General features: G+C 71.9%; 21 protein-coding genes and 1 riboswitch. Of the genes, 6 read left to right on the top strand and 15 right to left on the bottom strand.

Features of this window, described 5'->3' with window-relative positions:
- Positions 1-244: 244 nt before the first annotated feature.
- The 3 genes from FB047_RS10290 to FB047_RS10280 all read right to left on the bottom strand — a co-directional run bounded on the left by FB047_RS10290 (position 245) and on the right by FB047_RS10280 (position 3,515).
- Positions 245-1,645: a L,D-transpeptidase family protein gene (locus FB047_RS10290; RefSeq protein ID WP_136587099.1), complete on the bottom strand. Its 1,401-nt coding sequence runs from the start codon at positions 1,643-1,645 to the stop codon at positions 245-247.
- Between the two features lie 122 nt (positions 1,646-1,767).
- The gene (locus tag FB047_RS10285; RefSeq protein ID WP_136587098.1) at positions 1,768-3,132 is read right to left on the bottom strand and encodes an FAD-binding oxidoreductase; all 1,365 of its coding nucleotides are present in this window, start codon (positions 3,130-3,132) and stop codon (positions 1,768-1,770) included.
- Positions 3,129-3,515 carry a YrdB family protein gene (locus tag FB047_RS10280; protein ID WP_205822885.1) on the bottom strand — a complete coding sequence of 129 codons (387 nt, stop codon included), beginning with the start codon at positions 3,513-3,515 and terminating at the stop codon, positions 3,129-3,131. Before FB047_RS10280 ends, FB047_RS10285 begins: the two co-directional genes overlap by 4 nt.
- A 160-nt stretch (positions 3,516-3,675) precedes the next feature.
- Positions 3,676-3,761: riboswitch (ZMP/ZTP riboswitch) on the top strand.
- Between the two features lie 57 nt (positions 3,762-3,818).
- Here FB047_RS10280 and glyA point away from each other — a divergent pair.
- The 3 genes from glyA (at position 3,819) to FB047_RS10265 (ending at position 6,979) form a co-directional block, all read left to right on the top strand.
- Positions 3,819-5,093, top strand: a complete 1,275-nt coding sequence (gene glyA / locus FB047_RS10275) for a serine hydroxymethyltransferase (protein ID WP_136587097.1) — start codon at positions 3,819-3,821, stop codon at positions 5,091-5,093.
- Positions 5,094-5,350: 257 nt separating this feature from the next.
- Positions 5,351-6,232 carry a bifunctional methylenetetrahydrofolate dehydrogenase/methenyltetrahydrofolate cyclohydrolase gene (locus FB047_RS10270; RefSeq protein WP_136587096.1) on the top strand — a complete coding sequence of 294 codons (882 nt, stop codon included), beginning with the start codon at positions 5,351-5,353 and terminating at the stop codon, positions 6,230-6,232.
- Between the two features lie 261 nt (positions 6,233-6,493).
- A complete protein-coding gene (locus FB047_RS10265) occupies positions 6,494-6,979 on the top strand; it encodes a cytochrome C5 (RefSeq protein ID WP_136587095.1) in 486 nt (161 codons plus the stop codon).
- A gap of 99 nt (positions 6,980-7,078) precedes the next feature.
- Here the strand turns inward: FB047_RS10265 and FB047_RS10260 are convergent, their stop codons facing one another.
- The 6 genes from FB047_RS10260 to FB047_RS10235 form a co-directional block, all read right to left on the bottom strand.
- Positions 7,079-7,879, bottom strand: coding sequence for an HpcH/HpaI aldolase family protein (locus tag FB047_RS10260; protein WP_136587094.1), 801 nt, complete (start codon positions 7,877-7,879; stop codon positions 7,079-7,081).
- Positions 7,864-8,649, bottom strand: a complete 786-nt coding sequence (locus tag FB047_RS10255; protein WP_136587093.1) for a fumarylacetoacetate hydrolase family protein — start codon at positions 8,647-8,649, stop codon at positions 7,864-7,866. The genes FB047_RS10260 and FB047_RS10255 overlap by 16 nt, the downstream gene beginning before the upstream one ends.
- A 230-nt stretch (positions 8,650-8,879) precedes the next feature.
- Positions 8,880-10,034: a 3,4-dihydroxyphenylacetate 2,3-dioxygenase gene (gene hpaD, locus FB047_RS10250; protein ID WP_136587092.1), complete on the bottom strand. Its 1,155-nt coding sequence runs from the start codon at positions 10,032-10,034 to the stop codon at positions 8,880-8,882.
- Between the two features lie 183 nt (positions 10,035-10,217).
- Positions 10,218-11,738, bottom strand: a complete 1,521-nt coding sequence (gene hpaE / locus FB047_RS10245) for a 5-carboxymethyl-2-hydroxymuconate semialdehyde dehydrogenase (RefSeq protein ID WP_136587091.1) — start codon at positions 11,736-11,738, stop codon at positions 10,218-10,220.
- A 41-nt stretch (positions 11,739-11,779) separates the two neighbouring features.
- Positions 11,780-12,466: a GntR family transcriptional regulator gene (locus FB047_RS10240; RefSeq protein WP_136587090.1), complete on the bottom strand. Its 687-nt coding sequence runs from the start codon at positions 12,464-12,466 to the stop codon at positions 11,780-11,782.
- Positions 12,463-13,989: a fumarylacetoacetate hydrolase family protein gene (locus tag FB047_RS10235; RefSeq protein ID WP_136587089.1), complete on the bottom strand. Its 1,527-nt coding sequence runs from the start codon at positions 13,987-13,989 to the stop codon at positions 12,463-12,465. The genes FB047_RS10240 and FB047_RS10235 overlap by 4 nt, the downstream gene beginning before the upstream one ends.
- Before the next feature lie 119 nt (positions 13,990-14,108).
- On the opposite strand from FB047_RS10235, the gene FB047_RS10230 reads away from it, so the two are divergent.
- Positions 14,109-15,491: an MFS transporter gene (locus FB047_RS10230; protein WP_136587088.1), complete on the top strand. Its 1,383-nt coding sequence runs from the start codon at positions 14,109-14,111 to the stop codon at positions 15,489-15,491.
- A 74-nt stretch (positions 15,492-15,565) separates the two neighbouring features.
- Here the strand turns inward: FB047_RS10230 and FB047_RS10225 are convergent, their stop codons facing one another.
- The 3 genes from FB047_RS10225 to FB047_RS10215 all read right to left on the bottom strand — a co-directional run bounded on the left by FB047_RS10225 (position 15,566) and on the right by FB047_RS10215 (position 18,814).
- A complete protein-coding gene (locus FB047_RS10225) occupies positions 15,566-16,072 on the bottom strand; it encodes a hypothetical protein (RefSeq protein ID WP_136587087.1) in 507 nt (168 codons plus the stop codon).
- A 142-nt stretch (positions 16,073-16,214) separates the two neighbouring features.
- Positions 16,215-17,873 carry a thiamine pyrophosphate-binding protein gene (locus FB047_RS10220; RefSeq protein WP_136587086.1) on the bottom strand — a complete coding sequence of 553 codons (1,659 nt, stop codon included), beginning with the start codon at positions 17,871-17,873 and terminating at the stop codon, positions 16,215-16,217.
- 236 nt (positions 17,874-18,109) lie between these two features.
- Positions 18,110-18,814 carry an IclR family transcriptional regulator gene (locus FB047_RS10215; RefSeq protein ID WP_136587085.1) on the bottom strand — a complete coding sequence of 235 codons (705 nt, stop codon included), beginning with the start codon at positions 18,812-18,814 and terminating at the stop codon, positions 18,110-18,112.
- A 96-nt stretch (positions 18,815-18,910) separates the two neighbouring features.
- Here FB047_RS10215 and FB047_RS10210 point away from each other — a divergent pair, with 96 nt between their 5' ends.
- Together FB047_RS10210 and FB047_RS10205 are read left to right on the top strand one after the other, a co-directional pair.
- A complete protein-coding gene (locus tag FB047_RS10210) occupies positions 18,911-20,755 on the top strand; it encodes an FAD-dependent monooxygenase (RefSeq protein WP_136587084.1) in 1,845 nt (614 codons plus the stop codon).
- Positions 20,756-21,078: 323 nt separating this feature from the next.
- Positions 21,079-22,551 carry an NAD-dependent succinate-semialdehyde dehydrogenase gene (locus tag FB047_RS10205; protein WP_136587083.1) on the top strand — a complete coding sequence of 491 codons (1,473 nt, stop codon included), beginning with the start codon at positions 21,079-21,081 and terminating at the stop codon, positions 22,549-22,551.
- A 306-nt stretch (positions 22,552-22,857) separates the two neighbouring features.
- Here FB047_RS10205 and FB047_RS10200 read toward each other — a convergent pair whose 3' ends face one another.
- Genes FB047_RS10200 through folE form a run of 3 tightly spaced genes read right to left on the bottom strand, consistent with a single transcriptional unit; the run spans position 22,858 to position 25,254 of the window.
- A complete protein-coding gene (locus tag FB047_RS10200) occupies positions 22,858-23,859 on the bottom strand; it encodes a LacI family DNA-binding transcriptional regulator (protein ID WP_136587082.1) in 1,002 nt (333 codons plus the stop codon).
- Positions 23,856-24,650 (bottom strand): creatininase family protein, encoded by a 795-nt coding sequence (locus tag FB047_RS10195; RefSeq protein ID WP_136587081.1) that lies wholly within the window; start codon positions 24,648-24,650, stop codon positions 23,856-23,858. Before FB047_RS10195 ends, FB047_RS10200 begins: the two co-directional genes overlap by 4 nt.
- A 1-nt stretch (position 24,651) precedes the next feature.
- A complete protein-coding gene (gene folE / locus FB047_RS10190) occupies positions 24,652-25,254 on the bottom strand; it encodes a GTP cyclohydrolase I (RefSeq protein WP_136587080.1) in 603 nt (200 codons plus the stop codon).
- Between the last annotated feature and the right edge of the window lie 18 nt (positions 25,255-25,272).

Genomic DNA, 25,272 nt, shown 5'->3' with positions numbered 1-25,272 from the left:
GCGGCGGTTGCGGGGTGGATGTCCTGCGTGAGGTCGCCGCGGGGCCGGTGGGGATTCGGCCCGGGGGCGGGGCAGCGCGCACAACTCCTGCAGATGCGGGGTGTTCGGGGCCGGTGAGTGCCGGGTGGGGCCGGATTGCAGGAGTTGTGCCGGGCGGCGGACCGGCGGACGACGCGCGGGCCGAGCGAAAAAGGAAGGAGGGGCGGATGCCGATGGCATCCGCCCCTCCTCGAAGGGTCCGGGCTCAGTAGTGGACCGACACCTCGGTGCCGCGGTAGGCCCAGTCGTAGAGCTCCTTCGCGGCGGAGATCGTCATGTTGATGCAGCCGTGGCTCATCGGCGTACCGAAGTTGTTGTGCCAGTACGTGCCGTGGAAGCCCTCGTCGCCGTTGAAGTACGCGACCCAGGGGACGTCCTTCGTGCAGTAGTCATAGCCGGGGACGCAGCCCATGTCCTGCATCTGCGTCTTCCAGCCGATGCGGAACTCGCCCGTGTGGGTGGCGTGGTCGCCCGCTCCCGACGAGATCGACCAGGAGCGGTAGACCTGACCGTTCTGCCAGAGCGTCGTGGTCTGCGTGCTGAGGTTGACGTCGATGCGACGCTCGGTCTTCGTCGTCTCGAACGGCGTCTCGGTGACGGCCAGTTCGTAGCGTCCGTTGCCCTCGGCCAGCTGCGACGCGAAGGCCGCGGCGACTCCGGCGGTGTCTCCGAGCGTGCGTCCGGTCTGCCCCTCGGTGTTGGTGTGGATGACCTCTCCGCCGGTGTCGACGATCACGTCGGCGTTGACCGCGCCGCGGTCGACCGCGGCCGGAAGCCCCGCGACGGCGTTCTGGATCGCGGCCTGGTCGGCCGAGATGGCGAAGTCGCCCTTGCCGTCGGGGGTGACGGTGAGCCACGATGCGGCGGTGGCGCGGTCGACGGTCACCGTGCGCTCATCGCCGACGTAGAAGCCGGCGGAGTCGAGGATGCCGTTGAGCGTGCCGACAGCCGCGGCCGCCTCGTCGGTGGAGACGGGCGCCTCGACCGGGACGAGGCTCGCCTCGACCGTGGTCGATGCGGTGCCGGAGTCGAAGGCCGACTGCAGCGCCGCGGTCACCGTGGCGACGTCGATGCCCTCTCCGGCCTCGGCCGGCGTGGTCACGTAGGCCTGGGAGCCGGCGTCGTACGCCACCGTCGCGTCGACGGGCGCGCGGTACGCCCCCGGGGCCTTGTCGCGCAGCGCGGCCGCCGCCTCGGCCTCGTCGACCGAGATCGACACGCCGGTCCCCTCGGGGAACCACGACGACGGCTTCCACATGGGGTTGTCGGCGAAGGCCTTGTCGGCGAGCGCGGCCGCGTCGACCGTCGCGCCGAGGTCGGCGCCCGTGACGACGACCTCGCCCGCGGGGCTCTCGACCGTGACGGAGGTCTCGGCCAGGCGGTTCGAGATGGCCTGGGCCGCGGCTCCGGCCGTGAGACCGCCGATCTGCACCCCGGCGACCGAGGCGCCGGGGGCGATGAGCACGAGCGACGCGGCGATGAGGGCCACGGCCGTGGCGCCGGCGGGAATGCCGATCCACAGGCCGGAGCGGTTCTTGCGCGGTGCGGGCTCGGCGGGAGCCCAGGCGTACGTCGCGCCGTCGGTGCCAGGTGCGCCGTCGGTCATAGTCAAACCCCCCGGAAGTCAGTCTTCCCATGCTAAAGGCGCATGCTGCGCATCACCCCCGAGCAATATCACGGTCTGATCACGCCGAGGTTCGACGCGGCCGCGACGAGGAAGAAGCGGCCTCAGTCGGCGAAGACCTTGCCCGGATTCAGGATGCCGAGCGGGTCGAACACGCGAGCGATGTCGCGCTGCAGCCGCCACTGGTCGTCGCCCAGCTCGTCGGCCAGCCAGCGGCGCTTGAGCACCCCGATGCCGTGCTCGCCCGTGAGCGTTCCGCCCAGGGCCAGGGCGGCGCGGAACAGCTCCTCGGCCGCTTCCCACACCACGGGCGGGACCTCGGGCCCCTCGAAGACGAAGTTCGGGTGCAGGTTGCCGTCGCCCGCGTGGGCGACCGCCGGGATGACGAGGCCGAAGGTGCGCTCGATGCGGGCGATCTCGTCGAACATGTCGGGCAGGGCGCTGCGCGGCACCGACACGTCTTCGATCAGCGTCGTGCCGAGCGTCTCCATCGCGGGATGCATGGACCGTCGCACGGCGAGGAGCTCCTCGCCCTCGGCGGCGTCGGCCGCGACCGACACGCGCCCGCCCGCGGCCTCCAGCACCGCGGCGATCGACCGCGCCTCGGCGGCCGCGACGGGCCCGTCGGTCTGGATGGTCACCTGCGCCGCGCCCGCGGGCGGAGCCGGCATCGAGAGCAGGCGGTGCACGGCGGCCAGGCTCGTGGCATCCATCAATTCCATGATCGCGGGCTGCACCCCGGAGGCGGTGACGGCGGCGCACGCCACCGCCGCGGCACGGACGCCGTCGAACAGGGCGGTGAGGGTCACCCGCTCGCCCTCGATGAGGCGGCGGAGCTTGAGGGTGGCGCCGACGACGACGCCGAGCGTCCCCTCGGAGCCGATCACGAGCGAGGTGAGGTCGAGGCCGGTCACGCCCTTCACGCTGCGGTGTCCGAGGTGGAGCAGGCGTCCGTCGGCGAGCACGAGGTCGACCCCCAGCACCGCGTCGCGCACGACGCCGTACTTCGCGCACAGCAGGCCGCCCGCGCCCGTGGCGATGTTGCCGCCGACGGTCGAGATGGCGCGGCTCGCGGGGTCGGGCGCCCACCACACCCCGTGCGGTTCGAGTTGCGCGTTGAGGTCGGCGTTCAGGACGCCGGGTTCGACCACCGCGAGCAGGTCGTCGGGGCGCACCTCGACGAGGCGGTCCATGGCACGCACGGACAGGCTGATCTCGCCGCCGCCCGTGTTCGCCCCTCCCGCGAGGCCCGTTCCCGCTCCGCGCGGCACGACGGGCGTGCGGGTGGCGGTGGCGATGCGCATGACCGCCTGGACGTCGGCGACGGATGCCGCGTGCACGACCGCGAGCGGGAGGCCGTCCGCGGCGTGCCCGGACTTGTCCGCCCGCGCGGCCTCGAGCGCGGTCGGGGAGGTGTCGACGCGCGCGCCGAGCTCGGCCCGGAGCAGCGCGACGACGTCGGAGGTCACGCCAGGCGCCGACGGCCGTTCAGCGCACCGAAGGTGACGGCGACGATCGCGAAGACCAGGCCGATGAGCGCCTGCCCCATGCTCCACCACGCCACCGTGGCGGCGGCGTAGACGAACAGCTCGACGATCGCGCGCACGAACGGGTGCACCGCGAGCACGGCGCGGGGCGAGACGAACAGAGCCCAGACGATGATGGCGAGGGCGGGGGCGCCGATGCCGGCGACGATGTTCCACGGCAACGACCACGCGGTGAAGCCCCACAGGGCGAGGGTCAGGAACGCGAAGACGCCGCACAGGACGCTGCCGATCTCGACCGCCGTCGGCCGCGGACGCATGCCGGGGGCGAGGGGCGCCTGCGCGCGGACGTGGGGGGAGTCGGTCACAAGGGCATTTTACGCGGGTGCCGGGCGCCAGCGTCCGGGATCGCTCGCCGTCGAGTCGAGTGGGCGCGCGGGGCCGACGGAGGCGAGCGCCGTCGTCGTTCCTGGGGAGGACCAGTGGATGCCGGAAGCCGCCCGGCGGCGACGGCTTTTGCCGCTAAAGTGGCACCGTCGCGACTGGCGTTGAGGTGGGGAACCACCGGGGAGCGACCGCTTGACGGTATTCGACCGCACGCCTGGGTCGATGCGGTATCTTCGCGGGCTCGCCGAGTCCGCGGCATCCGGAACCATCGTCAAGGAGATCGCATGACCGATCCGTACTTCAACGCCCCCCTCTCCGAGGTCGACCCCGAGATCGCCGAGGTGCTCGAGCGCGAGCTGAACCGCCAGCGCGGGTTCCTCGAGATGATCGCGTCGGAGAACTTCGTGCCCGTCTCGGTGCTGCAGTCGCAGGGCTCGGTGCTGACCAACAAGTACGCCGAGGGCTACCCCGGACGCCGCTACTACGGCGGCTGCGAAGAGGTCGACGTCGCCGAGTCGCTCGCGATCGAGCGCGCGAAGCAGCTGTTCGGCGCGGAGTTCGCCAACGTCCAGCCGCACTCCGGCGCCTCGGCCAACGCCGCCGTGCTGCACGCGATCGCGCGCCCCGGAGACACGCTGCTCGGCCTCGCCCTCGACCAGGGCGGTCACCTCACGCACGGCATGAAGATCAACTTCTCGGGCCGTCTCTACGACATCGTCGCCTACGGCGTCGACCCCGAGACCAGCGTCATCGACATGGACGAGGTGCGCCGCCTCGCCGTCGAGCACAAGCCGAAGGTCATCATCGCCGGCTGGTCGGCCTACCCCCGTCAGCTCGACTTCGCCGCCTTCCGCGCGATCGCCGACGAGGTCGGCGCGCTTCTGTGGGTCGACATGGCGCACTTCGCCGGTCTCGTCGCCGCGGGCGTGCACCCCTCGCCCATCCCGCACGCGCACGTCGTCTCGACCACGGTGCACAAGACGATCGGCGGCCCCCGCTCGGGCCTCATTCTCACCAACGACGCCGACATCGCCAAGAAGATCAACACCGCGGTCTTCCCGGGCCAGCAGGGCGGTCCGCTCATGCACGTGATCGCCGCGAAGGCGACCGCGTTCAAGCTCGCGATGACGCCCGAGTTCACGGAACGCCAGGAGCGCACGCTCCGCGGAGCGGCGATCCTCGCCGACCGCCTCACCCAGGACGACGTCAAGAACGCCGGTATCGCCGTGCGCTCGGGCGGCACCGACGTGCACCTCGTGCTCGTGGACCTCCGCGAGGCCGAGATCGACGGCAAGCAGGCCGAAGACCTCCTGCACGACATCCACATCACGGTCAACCGCAACGCCGTCCCCAACGACCCGCGTCCGCCGATGGTCACCTCGGGCCTGCGCATCGGCACCCCGGCGCTCGCGACCCGCGGCTTCGGCGACGCGGAGTTCACCGAGGTGGCCGACATCATCGCGCTCGCGCTGATCCCCGGCGCCGACGTCGAGGCCCTGCGCGCGCGCGTCGCGACGCTGGCCGACGCCTTCCCGCTGTACCCCGACCTGCAGCAGTGAGCCCCGGCCGGGGTGGGGCGCTTCGCGGCGGCCCCGCCCCGGCATCCGGTCCCTGGCGCGTCGGGCGCCCGGCACCGCCTTCGCGCGGTCCCGAGCCGCGATGAACGCCGATCCTGTCGAGACACGCTGCCACGCCGCGTGTCTGGACAGGGGCGGCGTTCATCGGCCGGGTGACCCCGGCGCTCACCGCCTCAGCGACGGCCCGGACGGTTGTCGCCCGACACCACGAGAACCACAGACACAGAACGAGGGATGCCATGACGGCGACGATTCTGGACGGAAAGGCCGCCTCGGCGGCGATCAAGGCCGAGCTCACCGAGCGCGTCGCGGCGCTGCGCGAGCGCGGTGTCGTGCCGGGCATCGCGACCGTGCTCGTGGGAGCGGACCCCGCCTCTCAGCTGTACGTCGGCATGAAGCACAAGCAGTCCGAGGCGATCGGGATGAACTCGATCCAGGTCGAACTGCCCGCGGAGGCCACGCAGGAGGAGGTCGAGGCCGTCATCGACCGCCTCAACGCCGACCCCGCCTGCCACGGCTACATCGTGCAGCTCCCGCTGCCGAAGCACATCGACACCGATGCGATCCTCGAGCGCATCGATCCGGCGAAGGATGCCGACGGCCTGCACCCCACGAACCTCGGGCGTCTCGTGCTCAACGTCAACGCCCCGATCCACACCCCCCTGCCGTGCACGCCGCGCGGGGTCATCGAGCTGCTGCTGCGCAACGGACACGACCTGAAGGGCAAGGAGGTCGTCGTCGTCGGGCGCGGCGTCACCATCGGGCGATCGATCGGCCTGCTCCTGACGCGTCGCGAGATCAACGCCACCGTCACCCTCACCCACACCGGCACCGCCGACCTGGCGAAGCATCTGCGCGAAGCCGACGTGATCGTCGCCGCCGCGGGGGTCAAGCACATCGTGCGCGCGGAGGACGTCAAGCCGGGCGCCGCGGTGCTCGACGTGGGCGTGACCCGGGAGACCGACCCCGAGACCGGGAAGTCCCGCGTGTACGGAGACGTGCACCCCGACGTGGCCGAGGTCGCCGGGTTCGTCTCGCCGAACCCCGGCGGGGTCGGACCGATGACCGTCGCCCTGCTGATGACGAACGTCGTCGAGGCGGCGGAGCGCGCGTCGGCCTGACACGGTCGCCCCGAGGGCGGGTCCGCGGCGGGAATCGGCGCGGCGGGCCCTGCCTCGGGAGCGCGATCGAGGTTGGGCCGTCGCGGCGAGCGTGGGCCCTCCGCCGTGGCCGCGCCCTCCGATGACGACCGTGCGAGCGGCATCCGTTCCGCTCTCCCGCCACCGCCGCTCGGTGAACCACGGTCTGCCGTCGGCTGAACACACGGAGCGTCGCGCGCAATGGGGGAGGCGCGAGCCCTCCGGACGTGTCAGAGTTTGTACATGACTGAGTCCGTGCTGAACGACCTCCTCCGCCGCGTCACCGAAAGCGGCCTTCTCGACGACGCCCAGATCGACGAAGACAGCGTCATCGGGTCGGGTCACCTGGACGCCGCCGGTGTCGAGGTCGAGGTGGACCTCGACCCCGAGATCGACGAAGAGGACGAGCCCGACCTCGACGCGATCATGGCGGGTCTGAAGGACATCCTCTCGGTCAGCGAGGAGCGCTGGCGCGCCATCGTCGAAGAGGTCGCGAGCGACATCGAAGACGCCCTCGACGACGACGAGCTCGACGCCGAGGTCGACCTGCGCACCGACCTCGAGGCGATCGGCGTGGGCGTCTTCGCCGACGCGATCATCGTGGTCTTCGCGGGCCAGACGTCGTTCCCCGACGCGCTCGTGCACGTGCAGCTCACGCCGGAGCTCGAGGTCGAAGACATCGAGATCGTCGGCGACGATGAGGACGATGAGGACGACGACGAGGACTGACTCGTGACGAAGGGGGCCGGACGCACGCGTCCGGCCCCCTTCGCGTACCCCCGGCGGGGCGGGCGGAGTCTCAGCCGTTCGGCCCGCGCCTCCTCGCGCTCAGTAGCTGTCCCGGTCGCTCGCGCGACCGGTGACGAACCGCGCTGCCAACGCCTCCGAGGCCCGGGCGAGCAGCGCCACGTCGGCCCCCACCGCGACGAAGTCCGCCCCGGCGTCGAGGTAGGCCTCGGCCACCGCGGGATCGAAGGCGTTCACGCCGACCGGGGTGCCGGCATCCTTCGCGGCGGAGAACACCCGGTGCACCGCGGCGACGACGTCGGGGTGCGCCTGTCGGCCCAGCAGGCCCATGGAGGCCGACAGATCGGAGGGGCCGACGAAAACGGCATCCACCCCCTCGACGGCCGCGATCTCGGCGGCGGCGGCGACTCCGGCGGTCGTCTCGATCTGCACCGTGAGCGACACGTGCGCGGACGCGTCGGCGAGGTAGTCGTCGACGCGGTTCCAGCGCGCGCTGCGCGCGAGGGCGCTGCCCACTCCGCGAACGCCCGCGGGCGGGTAGCGCGTGGCGGCGACCGCGGCGCGGGCCTCGTCCGCCGACGAGATCATCGGCACGATGAGGTTCTGGGCACCGACGTCGAGCACGCGCTTGACCGTCACGGGGTCGTTCCACGGCACACGCACGACCGGGGTGACGGGGTAGGCGGCGGCGACCTGCAGCTGCGCGAGCACGGATTCCAGCGACGTCGCGGAGTGCTCCATGTCGAGCAGCAGCCAGTCCAAGCCCGACCCCGCGGCGATCTCGGTGATCGTGGCGTTGCCCGAGCAGACCCACATGCCGGCCAGTGCGCGATCGGATGCGGCGAGGGCGTCGCGGAAGGTGGGGGTCAGACGAAGCGGCACGTGATCGTTCCCATCGGTCCGTAGTCGCAGAGCACCTCGTCGCCCTGCGACACCCACATCGGGCGCGTGAACGATCCTGCCAGGATGATCTCGCCCGCCTCCAGGCGCGCGCCGTGCTGGTGGAACTTGTTGGCAAGCCACGCGACACCGGTGGCGGGATGTCCGAGGACGCCGGCGGCGACGCCGGTCTCCTCGATCTCGCCGTTGCGGCTCAGCACGCCGGGCACCCACCGCAGGTCGATCTCGTCGGGGCGCTTGCGCACCTCGCCGAGCACCATCGCGCCGTACGCGGCGTTGTCGCTGATGGTGTCGACGATCGTGCGGCCCTCCAGCTCGATGTGCGAGTTCAGCACCTCGAGCGCCGGCACGGCGTAGTCGATCGCGGCGAGGGCGTCGTCGAGCGTGCAGTCGGGGCCCTCGAGCGGGGTCTTGAGCACGAACGCGAGCTCGACCTCGATCCGCACGTTCGAGAACAGGGCGACCGGGATCTCGTCGCCCGAGCGGTAGACGGTGTCGTCGAACATCACGCCGTAGTCGGGCTCGGTGATCCCCGTCGCCTGCTGCATGGCCTTGGAGGTCAGTCCGATCTTGCGGCCGACGAGCGTACGACCCGCGGCGATCTGCGTGTCGCGCCAGCGGCCCTGGATCGCGTAGGAGTCCTCGACCGCGGCATCCGGGAATCTGGCCGTGATGCGCGGGATGACCGCGTGGGTGCGGTCGGCCTCGGCGAGCTCGGCCGCGATGGCGTCGATCTGTGCGTCGGTGAGCATGGGTTCCTCTCGTGGGCGGAGCATAACTCCTGCAAAAGGCGGCGGTAGGGCCGTTTGATCGGTGAGAGAGCGCGGAATGCAGGAGTTGTGCGCTCCCGGGCGGCCAGCCGCCGCTCCGGTGCGCGATCGCGCGTGCGTCGGGTGGCCTGCACAACTCCTGCACAGGCGATGCGAGGGCGCCGGAACCGGTGCAATCCGCCCCATCTGCAGGAGTTGTGCCGCCTGGCGGTCTAGAGCTGGTTGCCTAGCTTGAACTCGCCGGGACCGGATGCCGCGTCCTCGGGGGCGCGCGTGTAGCTGAAGCCGTCGGCACCGATCGTCACCGCCATCTCGCTGGAGTCCTCGCGGGCGCGGACCGGCTGCGGGATGCCATCGAGATCCAGCACGAGCGAGCCCTCGGTGTACCAGGAGGGGACGACGGGGTTGCCCCACCAGTCACGGCGCTGGTTGTCGTGCACGTCCCACGTGATGACGGGGTTGTCGGGGTCGCCGGTGTAGTAGTCCTGCGTGTAGATCTCGACGCGGTGGCCGTCGGGGTCGCGGAGGTACAGGTAGAACGCGTTCGAGACGCCGTGGCGTCCGGGGCCCCGCTCGATGGCATCCGATCGGCGGAGGGCGCCGAGCTTGTCGCAGATGGCGAGGATGTTGTGCTTCTCATGCGTCGCGAAGCACACGTGGTGCATGCGGGGGCCATCGCCGCCGGTCATGGCGGTGTCGTGCACGGTGGGCTTGCGGCGCATCCACGCGGCGTAGACGGTGCCCTCTTCGTCCTGGATGTCCTCGGTCACGCGGAAGCCGAGCGACTGCATGAAGTTCACCGCGCGCGGCACGTCGGGGGTGATCTGGTTGAAGTGGTCCAGGCGCACCAGTTCGCCGGGGATCTGCAGGTCGTAGCGCCACGACAGGCGCTCCTGGTGCTCGGTGTCGAAGAAGAACTCGTACGGGAAGCCGAGGGGGTCGACCACGCGGACGGAGTCGCCGATGCCCTTCGTGAAGCCGTTCGGGGCGCGACGCACGTCGCAGCCGAGCTCCTCGTAGAACGCGACGGCCCTGTCGAGGTCGTCCGACGAGCGCACGCGGTACGAGAACGCCGCGACCGCGGCCACAGGGCCCTTGCGCAGCACGAGGTTGTGGTGGATGAACTCCTCGGTCGAACGGAGGTAGATCGCCTCGTCGTCCTCTTCGGTCACGTGCAGTCCCAGCACGTCGACGTAGAAGATCCGGGATGCCGCGAGGTCGGTGACCACGAGCTCCATGTAGGCGCAGCGGAGGACGTCGGGGGCCGGCGAGGTGGGGGTGGGGATGGGGTCGTCGGAGACGATCGGGGCCTCCTGGGTGACCCAGAACCCGGAGGAGGTCTTCTGTTCTTCGGTGTGCTTTGCCATTTCGCGTCCTTGCGTGGGGAGTCGGTGGGGGAGGGGCGGTGCGAGATCACACGATCGTCTCGACAGCACGCGTTCTGCGGGGCGGGGGACGTGTGCGCTTGAGCCGAACGTGTGATCTCGCGGGGCGGCGGGGCCGAGGCGGGGCCGGGGCGGGGCGCCGACGCGGCCGCCGCGCCGCGCGGATCAGTGCGCCGACGCCTTGCCGAACGTGGGGTTGTGGGCGGGGCCGAGCGTGATGTGCACGGCCTGTTGGTCGGTGTAGAAGTCGATCGAGCGGTAGCCGCCCTCGTGACCGAGGCCCGAGGCCTTCACTCCGCCGAACGGGGTCCGCAGGTCGCGGACGTTGTTGGAGTTCAGCCACACCATCCCCGCCTCGACGTTCTGCGCGAAGAGGTGCGCGCGCTTCAGGTCGTTCGTCCAGACGTAGGCGGCGAGGCCGTACTTCGTGTTGTTCGCCAGGGCGAGCGCCTCTTCGTCGGTGTCGAAGGGCGTGATGGCGACGACGGGTCCGAAGATCTCCTCCTGGAAGATGCGCGCGTCGGGGGCGACGTCGGCGAACACCGTGGGCTGCACGAAGTTGCCCTCGGGGAACTCCTCGGGCCGGCCGCCGCCGGCGACCAGACGCCCTTCGGTCTTGCCGAGCTCGACGTACGACATCACCTTCGCGTAGTGCTCGGGGTGCACGAGCGCGCCGACCTCGGTCGCGGGGTCGTCGGGGAAGCCGACCTTCACGCGGTCGGCCTGGGCGGCGTAGCGGGCGACGAAGTCGTCGTACACGGAGCGCTCGACGAGGATGCGGCTGCCCGCGGTGCAGCGTTCGCCGTTGAGCGAGAACACCCCGAAGATCGTCGCGTCGATCGCGGCATCCAGATCCGCGTCGGCGAAGACGATCGCGGGGCTCTTCCCGCCCAGCTCCATCGACAGCCCCTTCAGGAACGGCGCGGCGTTCGCGAAGATCAGCGACCCGGTGCTGCTCTCGCCGGTGAACGAGATGAGCGGCACGTCGGGGTGCTTCACGAGCGCGTCGCCCGCGTCTTCGCCGAGGCCGTTGACGAGGTTGAACACGCCCTCGGGCAGTCCCGCCTCCTCGAAGATGCCGGCCCACAGGGATGCCGACAGCGGTGTGAACTCCGCGGGCTTGAGCACGACGGTGTTCCCGGTCGCGAGCGCGGGGCCCAGCTTCCACGACTCGAGCATGAACGGGGTGTTCCACGGCGTGATGAGGCCGGCGACCCCGATCGGCTTGCGGTTGACGTAGTTGAGCTGGCGACCGGGAACCTTGAAGGCGTCGTCGGTCTGGGCGACGATCAGGTCGGCGAAGAAGCGGAAGTTCTCGGCCGCCCGGCGGGCCTGGCCCAGCGCCTGCGTGATCGGCAGCCCCGAGTCGAAGGATTCCAGCTCTGCGAGACGCTCGTCGCGCGACTCGACGAGGTCGGCGATGCGGTGCAGCACGCGCGAGCGCTCGCGGGGGAGCATGCGCGGCCAAGGTCCCTCGGTGAAGGCCGTGCGCGCGGCGGCGACGGCGAGGTCGATGTCGGCCTTCTTGCCGGCGGCGGCCGCGACGTACGTCTCGTTGGTGACCGGGTCGAGCACGTCGAAGGTGTCGCCGTCGACCGAGTCGACGAACCGGCCGCCGATGTAGTGCTGGATGCGGGTGGGCAGGTCGGCCGGGATGCGCCGGGAGGAGGTGAGCGGGGTGGTCATGGGAACTCCTTCGTTCGAGGACGGGGATACCGGGGCCGGGATCAGGATGCGGGCAGGCCGAGCACCTCGTGCGGGTGCTCGTGGATGAGGTAGGCGTCGAGGGTCGCCGAGCGGTGACGCCGCGACGCCTGTTCGATGTCGGAGAGCGGGGCGCCGCTCTCGATGAGGACGAGGATGCCCTCGTGCTCGCGCACCGACTCGGCGGCACGGCCCGGGACGAAGCTGAACGTCGAGTCGCGCAGGTGCCCGAGGCGAGCCCATTCCGCCTGCACGAGCTCGAGCAGGCGGGGGTTGGCGCACCGGGCGAACAGGATCGCGTGGAACTCCTGGTTCAGCGCGGTGAACGCGCGCGGGTCGAAGTGCTCGAGGGTCTCGACCATGAGCGCGTTCACCTCGCGCGCGCGGCGCACGTCGTCGGCGGTCAGGGCGCGCGCCGACAGGGCGGTCGCCGCGCCCTCGAGCAGGCTGAGGGCCTGCATGCTGAAGCGGTAGGCGGTGTCGTCGACCATCGAGACGCGCGCGCCGACGTTGCGCTCGAACGTCACGAGGCCCTCGGCTTCGAGCTGGCGGATCGCCTCGCGCACGGGCACGACGCTCATGTCGAGCTCCCGCGCGATCGAGCCGAGCACGAGCCGGTAGCCGGGGGTGAACTCCTGCGCGGCGATGCGCTGCTTGATCCAGTGGTACGCCTGCTGCGACTTGCTGGGGCTCTGCGCCGGAGTGGTCATCGCTTCCCCATCTCGCTCTCGAACCGGGCGCGCCATTCCGCGTTCATCGGGAACAGTCCCTCGATCGGATGACCGGATGCCACCTGCGCGGCGATCCATGCATCCTCTTCCTCCTGCGCGAGAGCGGCGTCGACCACCTCTTCGGCGATCGCGGGCGGGACGACGATCACGCCGTCGCCGTCGCCGACGAGGATGTCGCCGGGCTCGACCGTGGTGCCGCCGCAGCCGACGGCCACGTCGGTCTCCCAGGGCACGTGGCGTCGCCCGAGCACGGCCGGGTGCGGGCCGGCGGTGAAGACGGGGATGCCGACGGCGGCGACGGCCGCGGCGTCGCGCACCCCGCCGTCGGTGACGATGGCCGCCGCTCCCCGGGCGTGCGCGCGGATGGCGAGGATGTCGCCGAGCGTGCCGGAGCCGGTCTCGCCGCGCGCCTCGATGACGATGACCTCTCCCGCGCCGACCGCGTCGAAGGCGCGCTTCTGCGCGTTCTGCCCGCCGCCGCGCGCGGCGAAGAGGTCTTCGCGGTGGGGGACGAAGCGCAGGGTGCGCGCGGTGCCGACGAAGCGGCTGCCGGGGGTGAGGGCGTGCACGCCGTCGATCGTCACGTCGTTCAGGCCGCGCTTGCGCAGCTGCCCGCTGAGGGCGGCGACGGGGACGCGCTCGAGCTTCGCGCGCAGGGCGGGGGAGAGCGACGGGGCATCCGACACCGGATCCGCGGATGCCGCGGTGCCGCCGGCCGTCGCCGTTGCGGTCGACGTCGCCGTCGCGGCGGCCGCCGCCTCGGCGGAGCCCCACGCCTCGGTGCGCTGGGTGTCGTCCACCGCGGGGAGGGAGCCGATCGCGGCGTCGAACGACCGCTCGCCCTCGACCACCGTGGTGCGCAGGCGTCCGGTCGAGAGGTCGCCGGCATCCACCTGCACCTCGACGACCTGACCGGGCACGACGACCGAGGAGCCCGCGGGCGTCCCGGTGAGGATGACGTCTCCGGTCTCGAGGGTGAAGTGCTGCGACAGATCGGCGACGATCTGGGCGAGCGAGAAGATGAGCCCGGCCGTGGTGTCGTCCTGCACGAGCGCGCCGTCAACCCACGTGCGCAGGCGTAGCGCGGTCGGATCGACCTCGCGGGCGTCGATCAGCGCGGGGCCGAGCGGGGTGTAGCCGTCGCCGCCCTTCGAGCGCACGTTCGAGCCCTTGTCGTTCGCGCGCAGATCGTAGAGACCGAAGTCGTTCGCGGCGGTGACGGATGCCACGTGCGACCACGCGGCATCCGGGGTCACCCATCGCGCCGGCTCGCCGATGACGAGGGCGATCTCGCCCTCGAACGCGAGGAGCTCTGTCCCGGCGGGTCGCACGATCTCGGCGCCCGAGGGGGCGAGGGAGCTCGACGGCTTGAAGAAGTACGAGGGGGCGGCGGGTCGACGGCCGCGCTGGTCGGCGCGCGAGGCGTAGGCGAGGTGGACGGCCACGATCTTGCCCGGGCGGTCGCCGAGGGCGGCGAACCGGGGGTCGCTGGTGTCGGTCATGGATGCTCCCTTGCGTCGTATCTCAAATCGTATACGATGACGAACGCCCCAGCAATACATGCTTCGTCACCGACGACGACGTCCGGGGCGCGACGATGACGTCTCGAAGGAGCCCCCCCATGTCCCGTTCCCATCCGTCGGGTTTCACGCCCACCGGCACCATCTCGACCTCCGGCGACCGGCGCCGCGTGGTCTTCGCCACCGTCGTCGGCACCACCGTGGAGTGGTACGACTTCTTCCTCTACGCCTCGGCCGCCGGCCTCGTGTTCGGACAGCTCTTCTTCGCTCCGGCCGGACCCGGGATCGCGCAGATCCTGTCGTTCCTCACGGTCGGACTGAGCTTCCTGTTCCGCCCCCTCGGCGCCTTCCTCGCTGGGCACCTCGGCGACAAGTACGGCCGCCGCGTCGTGCTCATGATCACCCTGATCCTCATGGGCGCCTCCACCACCCTCATCGGCGTCCTGCCGACGTACGAGGCCATCGGGGTCGCGGCCCCCGTGCTGCTCATCCTGCTGCGCGTGCTGCAGGGCATCTCGGCCGGCGGGGAGTGGGGTGGTGCGGTGCTCATGGCCGTCGAGCACGCCCCCAAGGCCAAGCGCAGCCTCTTCGGCGCGTCGCCCCAGCTGGGCGTTCCCCTCGGCCTGCTGCTGGCGAGCGGCATGCTCGCGCTCATGGCGCTGATCGCCCCCGGCGACGCCTTCCTCGCGTGGGGCTGGCGCGTGCCGTTCCTGCTGTCGTTCGTGCTGATCCTGATCGGCTTCTACGTGCGCCGCAAGGTCGAGGAGAGCCCGGTCTTCGTCGAGCTCGCCGAGCGCAAGGAGAAGACCCGGATGCCGATCGTGCAGCTGTTCCGCACGCACGCTCTGCTCGTGCTGATCGCGGCCCTCGTCTTCGCGGGCAACAACGCCGTCGGGTACATGACCACGGGCGGGTACATCCAGCGCTACGCGACCAATCCCGACGGTCCGGTGGGGCTCGCGACCGCCGACGTGCTCGGCGCGGTGACGATCTCGGCGGTGTCCTGGCTCGTCTTCACGTGGGTGGGCGGATGGATCGGCGACGTCATCGGCCGCCGCACCACCTATCTCGTCGGCTGGGCGGCGCTGCTGGTGGGCGTCTTCCTGCTGTTCCCGCTCGTGAACACCGCGAACATCGCCCTGCTCACCCTCGGTCTCGTCGTTCTCACCGTCGGCCTGGGCCTCACCTACGGACCCCAGGCGGCGCTGTACGCCGAGCTGTTCCCGGCATCCATCCGCTTCTCGGGGGTGTCGATCTCATACGCGCTCGGCGCGATCCTGGGCGGGGCGTTCGCGCCGACCATCGCCGAGGCGCTGGTCAAGCAGACCGGATCGACGATGTCGGTGACGTGGTACCTCGCGGGCATGGTCGTGCTCGGCGCGATCGCCACGCTGCTGCTGCGCGACCGCAGCGGCATCCCCCTCGGTCCGGATCACGAGGCCGAGCAGGCGGTCAGCCCGGTGCGCGGGCTGTCGAAGGTCTGAGTCGCACCCCTCACGGCCCCGTCGCGCTCCGGTGCGGCGGGGCCGTGAGGCGTGCCGGCGCGCGTCCGCAGCGTTCACAGCAGCACCGCCACGGCCATGAGCGCCGTCGACCCGCCCATCGCCGTGTGGTGGATGCGTTCCGTCGATGAACCGCGCCGCATCCGGTGGGCGGAGGCGGCGACGTGACCCACCGCGAGGACGACGCCGAGCCCCTGCAGCACGGGCGCACCGGCGCCCGCTCCGTGATGGGAGAGCGCGACGGTCGGCGACGCGCCGTGCGCACCGGTGGCCAGGAGCGCGGCCATGACGACGAGACCGGCCGCGGAGAAGACTCCGCCGCCGGTGCGCCCCTCGCGCACGCGGCGGGTCGCGCTCAGCACGAGGGCGGCCGCGACGAGCACGCTCGCCCAGACGATCGGGGCGATGACGTGCAGCACGGCGGCATCCAGCATCGCGACGGTCATCAGCAGCGAGACGACGCCCCGTTCGCGTCGCTGCCGGATCGGCCCCGAGGCGGCGCAGCACGCCGCGAGGAGCGAACAGGCGAGAGCCGCGATGTGGACCGGCATGTCCGCGGTCATCGCGGCATCCCCGCCCTCGGGCGCCTCCGTCGGATTCCGCACATGATGCCGACCGTAGGCACCGACGTCGTCGATCGGCAGGGGTCCACGGCGATCGTGCGCGCACGGCATAGGCTCGCGCGCTGTCGTCTCAGACCGCGCGTCAGCGCGCCGCGATCTCCTCCCAGAACGGGGCGACGACCGCGGCGCTCACGCGCAGATCGAGCAGCAGGAACCCCCGGTCCTCGGGTCCGCGGGCGACCCAGGATGCCAGGGCGTCGAGGTCGTCGACCGTCTCGACGACCACGCCCTCGGCGCCGAACCCCCGCGCGACGGCCGCGAAATCGACCTGGGGGATGAGCATCGGGTCGGGGTGAAGACCCTTGATGCCGTAGTTCAGGACCTCGGCGCCGTACTGCGCGTCGTTCCACACCACGGCGATGCCGCGGCCACCGGCGACGCGGATCGCCGTCTCGAGGTCGGCGAGGGCCATCAGGCCTCCGCCGTCGCCCGTGCTGAGCACGATCGCGGAGTCGGGGCGGGCGACCGCTGCGCCCGGGACGCTCGGGAAGCCCAGACCGATCGACTGGTACGCGGTGCCGACCATGAGCATGCGGTCGGGGGACTCGACCGGCCAATACATGTTCGACCAGCCCATGAAGTGGCCGCCGTCGTGCACGACCACGCGGTCCTCGGGCAGCAGCTCGGCGAGGCGCGCCGCCGCCGTGCGGGGGTCGAGGCGGCCGTCGGGGCCCACCTGGCGACCCGCGGGCTGGCGCCGGGCGGCCTCGAGGTCGAGACCCGCTCCCCAGGTGGACGGCGACGATCCGCGCCCGCGGAGGCGTCGGGCGATCTCACGGGCGACGTCGTCGGCGTCGCCCCGGACGAAGCCTCCGACGTGCGGGTGGGTCGCGGTCGGCGCGAGGTCGACCTGGAACACCCGCGCCCCCGGGGCGAAGAGCTCGCCGAAGCGCATCGTGAACTGGTTGAGCCCCGCGCCGAAGACGACCGCGACGTCGGCGTCGTGCACGAGCTGCATCGCTCCCGGCGCCCCGAACCCGCCGGCGACGCCGAGGTCGCGCGTCGGGTCGGAGAAGAGTCCGCGTCCCAGGGCGCTGGTGGTCGTGAGGGCGCCGGCGAGGGCGGCGATCTCGTCGAGGGTCGCTCCCGCGCCGGCGAGCCACGCGCCGCGCCCCCCGAGCAGGACCGGACGCTCGGCTCCGGCGAGGGCGTCGACGATCTGATCGATCACCCCGTCGGCGTAGGCGTCGAGCGGAGGGTGCTCCGGCGTCACCCGGGGCTCCGCGCCCGGGGCCGCGGCATCCGGGATCTCTCCCGCGTCGCGGGTGGCGACGTCGTAGGGGATGCCGATGACGACCGGGAGCCGATAGGTGAGGGCGTGCTCGATCGCGATGACGATGGTCGCGGCGGCGTCGCGGTGTCCGACCGTGTACGTGCGGGCGCCGACGGCGGCGGCGAGGGCGATCTGATCAACGCCCCACGGGCGCGGGCCCGAGGTGGGCTCGTCGCCGACGATCAGCACGAGCGGTGTGCGCGCCTGCACCGCCTCGGCGAGAGCCGTGAGCGTGTTCGTGAACCCGGCGCCGTAGGTCGCGGTCGCGGCGGCGATGCGCCCGCACGCGCGGTAGTGCGCGTCGGCGGCGACCACACCGGCGGCCTCGTGGCGCACGGCGACGAATCCCGCGGGGGTGTCTCGGCCGAGGGCGTCGAGGAAGTAGGCGTTGCCGTTGCCCATGACGCCGAAGACGGTGTCGAGGTGGCGGGCGAGGGTGTGCGCGACGTGCGCGGAGACGGTGGGCATGACGAAGGGACCTTTCGAGACGGAGACGGAGGAATGCCGTATGTGTCTCGCGGGAAGCCGCTACGTGCCCTTTTTTCGAGCAGCGACGCACGACCGCGTGCGCCTGACGGGATCGAGTATAGGGCTCGCGCGGTCCGGCGCGCGACGCATTCTGCACCTGGCGAGGCCTTCGAGGCGTGCACGAAGCACCCTCGGAGCCCCTCGTGTTTCGCGGAATGCGCGGTGACGTCCGCGTCCTACAGCGCCCCGCGGATCGCCTCGGCGGCGGCGGTCAGGCGTGCCGCGATCGCGGCGTCGTCGAGGGCGGTGGCCACGTGCACGGCGGCGACCGCGGCGGGCTCGCGGCCCTGCACCGGCAGCGGCACGGCGACCGCGCGCAGCGAGGGGACCACCTCGTCGTGGCTGGTCGCCCACCCGCGTTCGCCGGCCTCGGCCACCTCGGCCGCGAGGCGGGCGTCGACGGCGTCGGGCCACCGGCGCGGGGGCAGCTGCGCCAGGATCGCCCGTCCGGGGGCTCCTCGGGTGACCGGATGCCGCGCCCCCGGCCGCTGCGCCACGGCGGTGACGGCGTGCCGAGGCTCGACGCTGGTGAGGGTCACGCATTCGTCGTGATCGAGGACGACGAGGAAACAGGTCATGCCCAACTCGTTCGCCGCGGCGGTGAGCTCCGGCAGGGCCTCGGCCTGCAGGTCGGCGGCCACTCCCGCAGCCAGTGCGGCGAGTCCCGTTCCCAGGCGCACGGCGCCCGCGGCATCCCTCGTCACCAGTCCGTGGTCTTCGAGCGTGCGCAGCAGGCGGTAGGCGACCGAGCGGTGCAGTTCGACGCGGGCCGCGAGGTCGTCGATCGAGAGCGGCGACCGGGCGTCGGCGAGCTCTTCGAGGAGGCGGATGCCGCGACTGAGGGTCTGCGAGGCCGGGGCGGCGTCTTGCCGTGACGACATGGGTCGGCTAGCCTCTCGTTCGATAGCTGAACGTCGCGTTCGAATATAGAACAGCAAGCACGGCGACGCAACCCGACATCGACGTCAGGAGAAACGATGCAGTTCCACCACCACGGCTACGTCTCGGGCGACCCGCGCGTGCAGAACGCCGCGGGCACGGGTCTCGATCGGCCCGCCGAACTACCTGACGAGGTCGACGTGCTCATCGTCGGCTCAGGGCCCGCCGGCATGCTGCTCGCCGCCCAGATGTCGCAGTTCCCCCAGCTCACGACGCGCCTCATCGAGAAGCGCGAGGGGCGGCTCGCCCTCGGGCAGGCCGATGGCATCCAGCCCCGCAGCGTCGAGACGTTCCAGGCGTTCGGCTTCGCCGACCGCATCACCGCCGAGGCCTACAACATCGGCTGGATGAACTTCTGGGCCCCCGACCCCGAGAACCCCGACCGCATCGTCCGCACCAGCCGCACCGAGGACTACGGCTTCAAGATCAGCGAGTTCCCGCACCTCATCGTCAACCAGGCGCGCGTGCTCGACTACTTCGCCGAGGCCGCCGCGCACGGACCGGCGCGGATCACCCCCGACTACGGCGTCGAGTTCCTGGGCCTGGAGGTGCGCGCCGACGACGTCGAGGTGCGCGTGGGCACCACCGCCGGGGAGCGGACCATCCGCGCGCGGTACGTCGTGGGCTGCGACGGGGCGCGCAGCGGCGTGCGGCAGGCGATCGGCCGCACGCACGTCGGTGCCGCCGCGCGCCACGCCTGGGGCGTGATGGACGTGCTCGTCGAGACCGATTTCCCCGACTGGCGCATCAAGTGCGCGATCAACGCGGCCGCGGGCAACATCCTGCACATCCCGCGCGAGGGCGGCTACCTCAGCCGCATGTACATCGACCTGGGCGAAGTGGCCGCCGACGACGACCACCGCGTGCGGCAGACCCCGATCGAGGAGGTCATCCGCCGGGCGAACGAGATCCTCCACCCGTACTCGATCGACGTGAAGCAGGTCGCCTGGCACAGCGTCTACGAGGTGGGGCACCGGGTGACCGACCAGTTCGTCGACGACCTCGAGAGCCCCCGCGTCTTCCTCACCGGGGACGCCTGCCACACGCACAGCGCGAAGGCCGGGCAGGGCATGAACGTCTCGATGCAGGACGGGTTCAACCTCGGCTGGAAGCTCGGCCACGTGCTCACCGGCCTCGCTCCCGCCGAGCTGTTGCGGTCGTACGACGCCGAGCGCCGCCCGGTCGCGCAGCAGCTCATCGACTTCGACCGCGAATGGTCCTCGCTCATGGCCCGCAAGCCCGGCGAGATCACCGACCCCGCCGAACTCGCGACCTACTACCTCGCCACCGCCGAGTTCCCCTCCGGTTTCGGAACGCACTACGCCCCCTCGCGGATCGTCGCGGGAGATGCGGCGCAGGAGCTGGCATCCGGATTCCCCGTCGGCAAGCGCTTCCAGAGCGTCGAGGTCGTGCGGGTGTGCGACGGCAACGCCGTGCACCTCGGCCATTACGCGAAGGCCGACGGGCGGTGGCGGATCTACGCCTTCGCGGATGCCGACGGCTCGGCGCTGCAGAAGTGGGCATCCGAGGGGCAGGAGATCGTGGAGCGCTTCACCCCCGCCGGAGCCGACCTCGACGCCGTGTTCGACGTGAAGGCGGTCTTCCCCGGGCGCTGGGAGGACGTCGTCGACGTGCCAGCCCTCTTCCGCCCGCGCTCGGGGCCGCTCGGCCTGACCGACCTCGAGAAGGTCTTCGCCGCCGCCCCCTCGGCCTGGACGAGCAGCGACATCTTCGCCGAGCGCGGCATCGGCGCCGAGGGGGCGGTGGTGGTCGTGCGTCCGGATCAGTACGTGGCGCACGTGCTGCCCCTCGACGACCCGCAGGGGCTCGAGCGGTTCCTCGCCGGGGTGATGGCGGCGCCTGCGGTGGCCGCGGCGAACTGACGCGTCCGGTGTCGCCTCGCCCGGCCGGGAACCCGCGATAAACGCCGATTCTCGCGAGACACACTGCCTTGCCGCGTTTCTGGCCAGGGAGAGCGTTTATCGCGGCCTGCCCCGGTGTGAGCCGGCCCGGCGCGGCCTGGCGCGGCCCGGCCCGGTGCGGCACAGCTCGTCGCCCCATCGGTCGCGCCGACGCTCGCCCGCGTCGCAACCACCCCGTCCGTGGCGGCGACGCGGCTGTCCGGTTTGTACACGACGTATATCGGTCCCGCACCGCGGGCTGAGCAGAATGGCGGGGAACCCCGCACACCGATCCAGGAGGACCCATGACCGATTCACGCGAGAGCGAGCTGCTGGCATCCGTACCCACCGGCCTGTTGATCAACGGGGAGTGGCGCAGCGCCGAGGCCGGCAAGACCGTCGCCGTGAACGACCCCGCCACCGGTGACGTGCTGCTCGAGATCGCCGACGCGTCGATCGACGACGGCGTCGCGGCGATGGATGCCGCGGCCGACGCCTTCCCGTCGTGGGCGGCCACGCCGTCGCGCGAGCGCGCCGAGATCCTGCGCCGCGCGTTCGACCTGCTGCAGGAGCGCAAGGAAGACATCGCGCTGCTCATGACGCTTGAGATGGGCAAGCCCCTCGCCGAGGCGCGCGGCGAGGTCGGCTACGGCGGGGAGTTCCTGCGCTGGTTCAGCGAGGTCACCGCCCACACCCAGGGTCGCTACGGCGCGAACCCCGAGGGCACCGGTCGCATGATCGTCTCGCAGCACCCCGTGGGTCCCTGCTACCTCATCACCCCCTGGAACTTCCCCCTCGCGATGGCGACCCGCAAGATCGCCCCCGCGCTCGCCGCGGGCTGCACGGTCGTCATCAAGCCGGCCACCCTCACCCCGCTGACGACCCTGTTCTTCGCGCAGATCCTGCAGGATGCCGGTCTCCCCGCCGGCGTCGTCAACGTCGTCACCACCACGAACACCGGCCCGGTCTCGGAGCGCATCATCTCCGACCCGCGCCTGCGCAAGCTCTCGTTCACCGGCTCGACCCCGGTCGGCGTGAAGCTCCTGCAGCAGGCCGCGCCGGGTGTGCTGCGCACCTCGATGGAGCTCGGCGGCAACGCCCCCTTCGTCGTGTTCGACGACGCCGACCTCGACAAGGCGGTCGAGGGGGCGATGCTCGCGAAGTTCCGCAACATCGGCCAGGCCTGCACCGCCGCCAACCGTTTCATCGTGCAGCGCAGCGTCGTCGAGGAGTTCACGCGCCGTGTCACCGAGCGGGTCCAGGGCATGAAGATCGGCCGCGGCACCGAGGAGGGCGTGCAGATCGGACCCCTCATCGACGACCGCGCCGTCGACAAGGCCAAGACCCTCGTCGGGGATGCCGTCGAGCGCGGCGCGACCGTCACGACCGGCGGATCGCCCATCGACGGACCCGGAACGTTCTTCGAGCCCACCGTGGTGTCGGACGTGCAGCCGGGCAGCGACATCCTCCGCGAGGAGATCTTCGGACCCGTGCTGGCGATCATCCCCTTCGACGACGAGGACGACGCCGTGCGCCTCGCCAACGACACCGAGTACGGCCTCGTCTCGTACGTCTTCACCGAGTCGCTCGCGCGCGGTCAGCGCATGATCGACAAGCTCGAGACCGGGATGATGGGCCTCAACGTCGGCGTCGTCTCCAACGCCGCCGCGCCCTTCGGCGGCTGGAAGCAGTCGGGCCTGGGCCGCGAGGGCGGCGACGAGGGCATCCACGAGTACCTGCAGACGAAGTACACGCTGACGGCCAACCCGTACGCCTGACCGGGCCGCAGAAGACACCGGATGCCACGACCCCGGCGCCCCGCGAGGGCCCGGGGTCGTGGCATCCGTCGTCCTGTGCCGAGGGATGCCGGGCTGAACTCCTGAGTTTTCGGCTCCCGACGAGCGGATTCCGCGGAGTTGCGGGCCAGCGCGGACGAACGGCACCGATTTCTCAGGAGTTCGGCCCGCATCCGCCGCCCCGCGGCGGCTCGCAGCTACCGCGCCGTTCCGTTCCGCCGCCCCGCCCCGCGCCGCCCCGAGCCGCCCCGCGCCGGGCCCGCCACCGCGCGCCGGGGACGCGCGCGGTCAGCGCCGCGTCGACTCGCCGGGCACCAGCTTGACCGGGATGACCGCGCGGTCGCCGTCGCCACCGGCCATCAGGGTGTCGAGGATGTCCATCGCGCGCGCCGCGATCTTGCCCCAGTCCTGGCGGACCGTGGTGATGGTCGGTGAGATCTGCCGCGTCCACCCGACGCCGTCGAAGCCGCACAGCAGCAGATCGCCCGGCACCGACCGCCCCTCCTGCAGGGCGCGGAAGAACGCGCCGACCGCGTGCAGGTCGCTCACCGCGAAGACGGCGTCGACATCGGCGTCGGTCTCGAGCAGCTCGGCCATCGCGCTCTGGCCGCCGTCCATGCCGTAGTCCTCGCCGATGATCAGCACGTCGTCGGCCGCGAACCCCCGGTCGGCGAGACCCGCGAGGAAGCCCTCGCGACGCTCCTTCGTCGACGGCAGGTACCCCTCGCCGCCGAGCATGGCGAAGCGGGTGCCGCCGACGTCCACGAGATGGTGGGCGGCGGCGCGGCCTCCGCCGAAGTTGTCGGACCGCACCCACCCGCCGATGAGCGCCGAGTCCGCGGGCTCGTCGCACGCGACGATCGGCACGGGACTGGCCTGCAGGCGGTGCACGCCCGAGCGCGGCGGGCGCGACGGCGACAGCAGCACCCCGTCGGTGCTGCGCACGAGGTTCTCGAGCGCTTCGAGCTCGATGTCGGGCTGATAGTCGGATCCGGCCAGCACGAGCGCCCAGTCGCGCTGCGCGCCTTCGCGCTCGAACGCGTGAGCGAGCTCGGCGTAGGCCGGATGCCGCACATCGGGCAGCACGATGCCCACGGTCGTGCGGTCGGTACGTCGCCGCGCGGAGGCACGCGGGTATCCGAGGCTCTGCGCGGCCTCGAGCACGCGATCGCGCAGCTTCGGGCTCACCCCGCGGTTGCCGGTCAGAGCGTTGCTGGCGGTGGCGAGACTCACCTTCGCCGCCGTCGCCACCTCCTGGAGGGTCGGCGTCCGGCCTGGACCGTCGGTCATTCGGCATCCCTCCGCCGCGAGTGTACCCACTCGGGCGGAAGGGGGTGCTCCGCCACGGCGCGGACGATGTCGGCGAGAGTCGCCGCCTGGGCCGCGAACGCCCGCTCGCCCCAGGCGGCGTCGGCGGTCGTGGGATCGCCGATGACGCCCGAGCGCGACAGGTCGTCGACGTGCCAGGGCACGCTGACCGCGCCGAAGGGGCGGGTGAGTCCGTTCGCCGCGGCGCGCACGGCGTCCAGACCGTCGGGACGAGCCGCGTCGATCTCGACCGCGGCCGGATCGAGGGTCAGCATCACACTCGTCTCGTAGTGACCCGCGTGCGCGTCGAGGTCTCCGGTGGTGACGCCCTCCGCGAGCTCGGGCGCGAGCCCGAGCCCCGGCACGTGCACGGCGAACGCGGCGAACCCCCTGTTCTCGCGCAACTGGCGGCATGCCACGTGCAGCAGTTCGGGGTTCCCGCCGTGGCCGTTGACGAAGAGCAGCCGATGGATGCCGCTCGCGGCGACCCCGCGACCGATGTCGTCCGCGACGCCGAGCAGGGTCTGCGCCGAGAGGCCGATCGTGCCCGCGCGCCCGGCGTGCTCGGGCGAGAAGCCGAACGGGAGCGCCGGGAGGACCCAGGTGGCGACGTCCCGTGCGACGCGGGCCGCCGCCGCGGTGGCGAACGCGGCAGCGATGGTCGTGTCGGTCGTCACGGGCAGGTGCGGCCCGTGCTGCTCGGTCGCGCCGATCGGCACGAGGGCGACCCCTTCGCGAGCGGCGACCCGCGCGATCTCGGGGGAGCTCGGCATCTCAGTGCAGTCCGAGGAGCACCCGGGCCTCGGCGCGGGCCGACGGGTCGGTGTCGTACACGCCGCGCGCCGCGAGCGAGAACGCCGTCGCCCCGACCGTCCGCTCGCCGCGGGCCCACATGCACGCGTGCTGGGCCGTCAGCCGCACCAGGACGCCCTTCGCGCCGAGCGTGTCGGAGACGACCTCGGCGATCTGATCGGCCAGCCGCTCCTGCATCTGCGGGCGGGCGGCGAGCACGCGCAGCATCGCGTCGAAGTCGCCGATGCCCGCGAGTGCGCGGTCGGGCAGGTAGACCACCGACACGACGCCCTGGAACGGCAGCAGGTGGTGCTCGCACATCGAGGAGTACGGGATGTCGTGCACGGCGACCGGCCCGGGGTAGACGCCCTCGATGGGCTCGCCGCCGCCGAGGGCGCGGTGCGGATCGCCGTCCATCCCCGAGAACAGGTCGAGGCCCGCGTGCGCGACCCGGCGCGGGGTGTCGACGAGGGTCGGGTGCTCGGTGTCGAGCCCGATCGCGCGCATGTACATGCGGATGCCCTCTTCGGCGGCGTCGAGGTCGGGGGCGATGCGGGTGGCGGCGACGGCGGTGAGTTCGGTCATGGTGCGGGCCTTTCGGGG

It is taken from the genome of Microbacterium hydrothermale (genome assembly GCF_004854025.1).
Taxonomy (GTDB): Bacteria; Actinomycetota; Actinomycetes; order Actinomycetales; family Microbacteriaceae; genus Microbacterium; species Microbacterium hydrothermale.
This window is presented reverse-complemented; position numbering and strand designations above follow the sequence as displayed.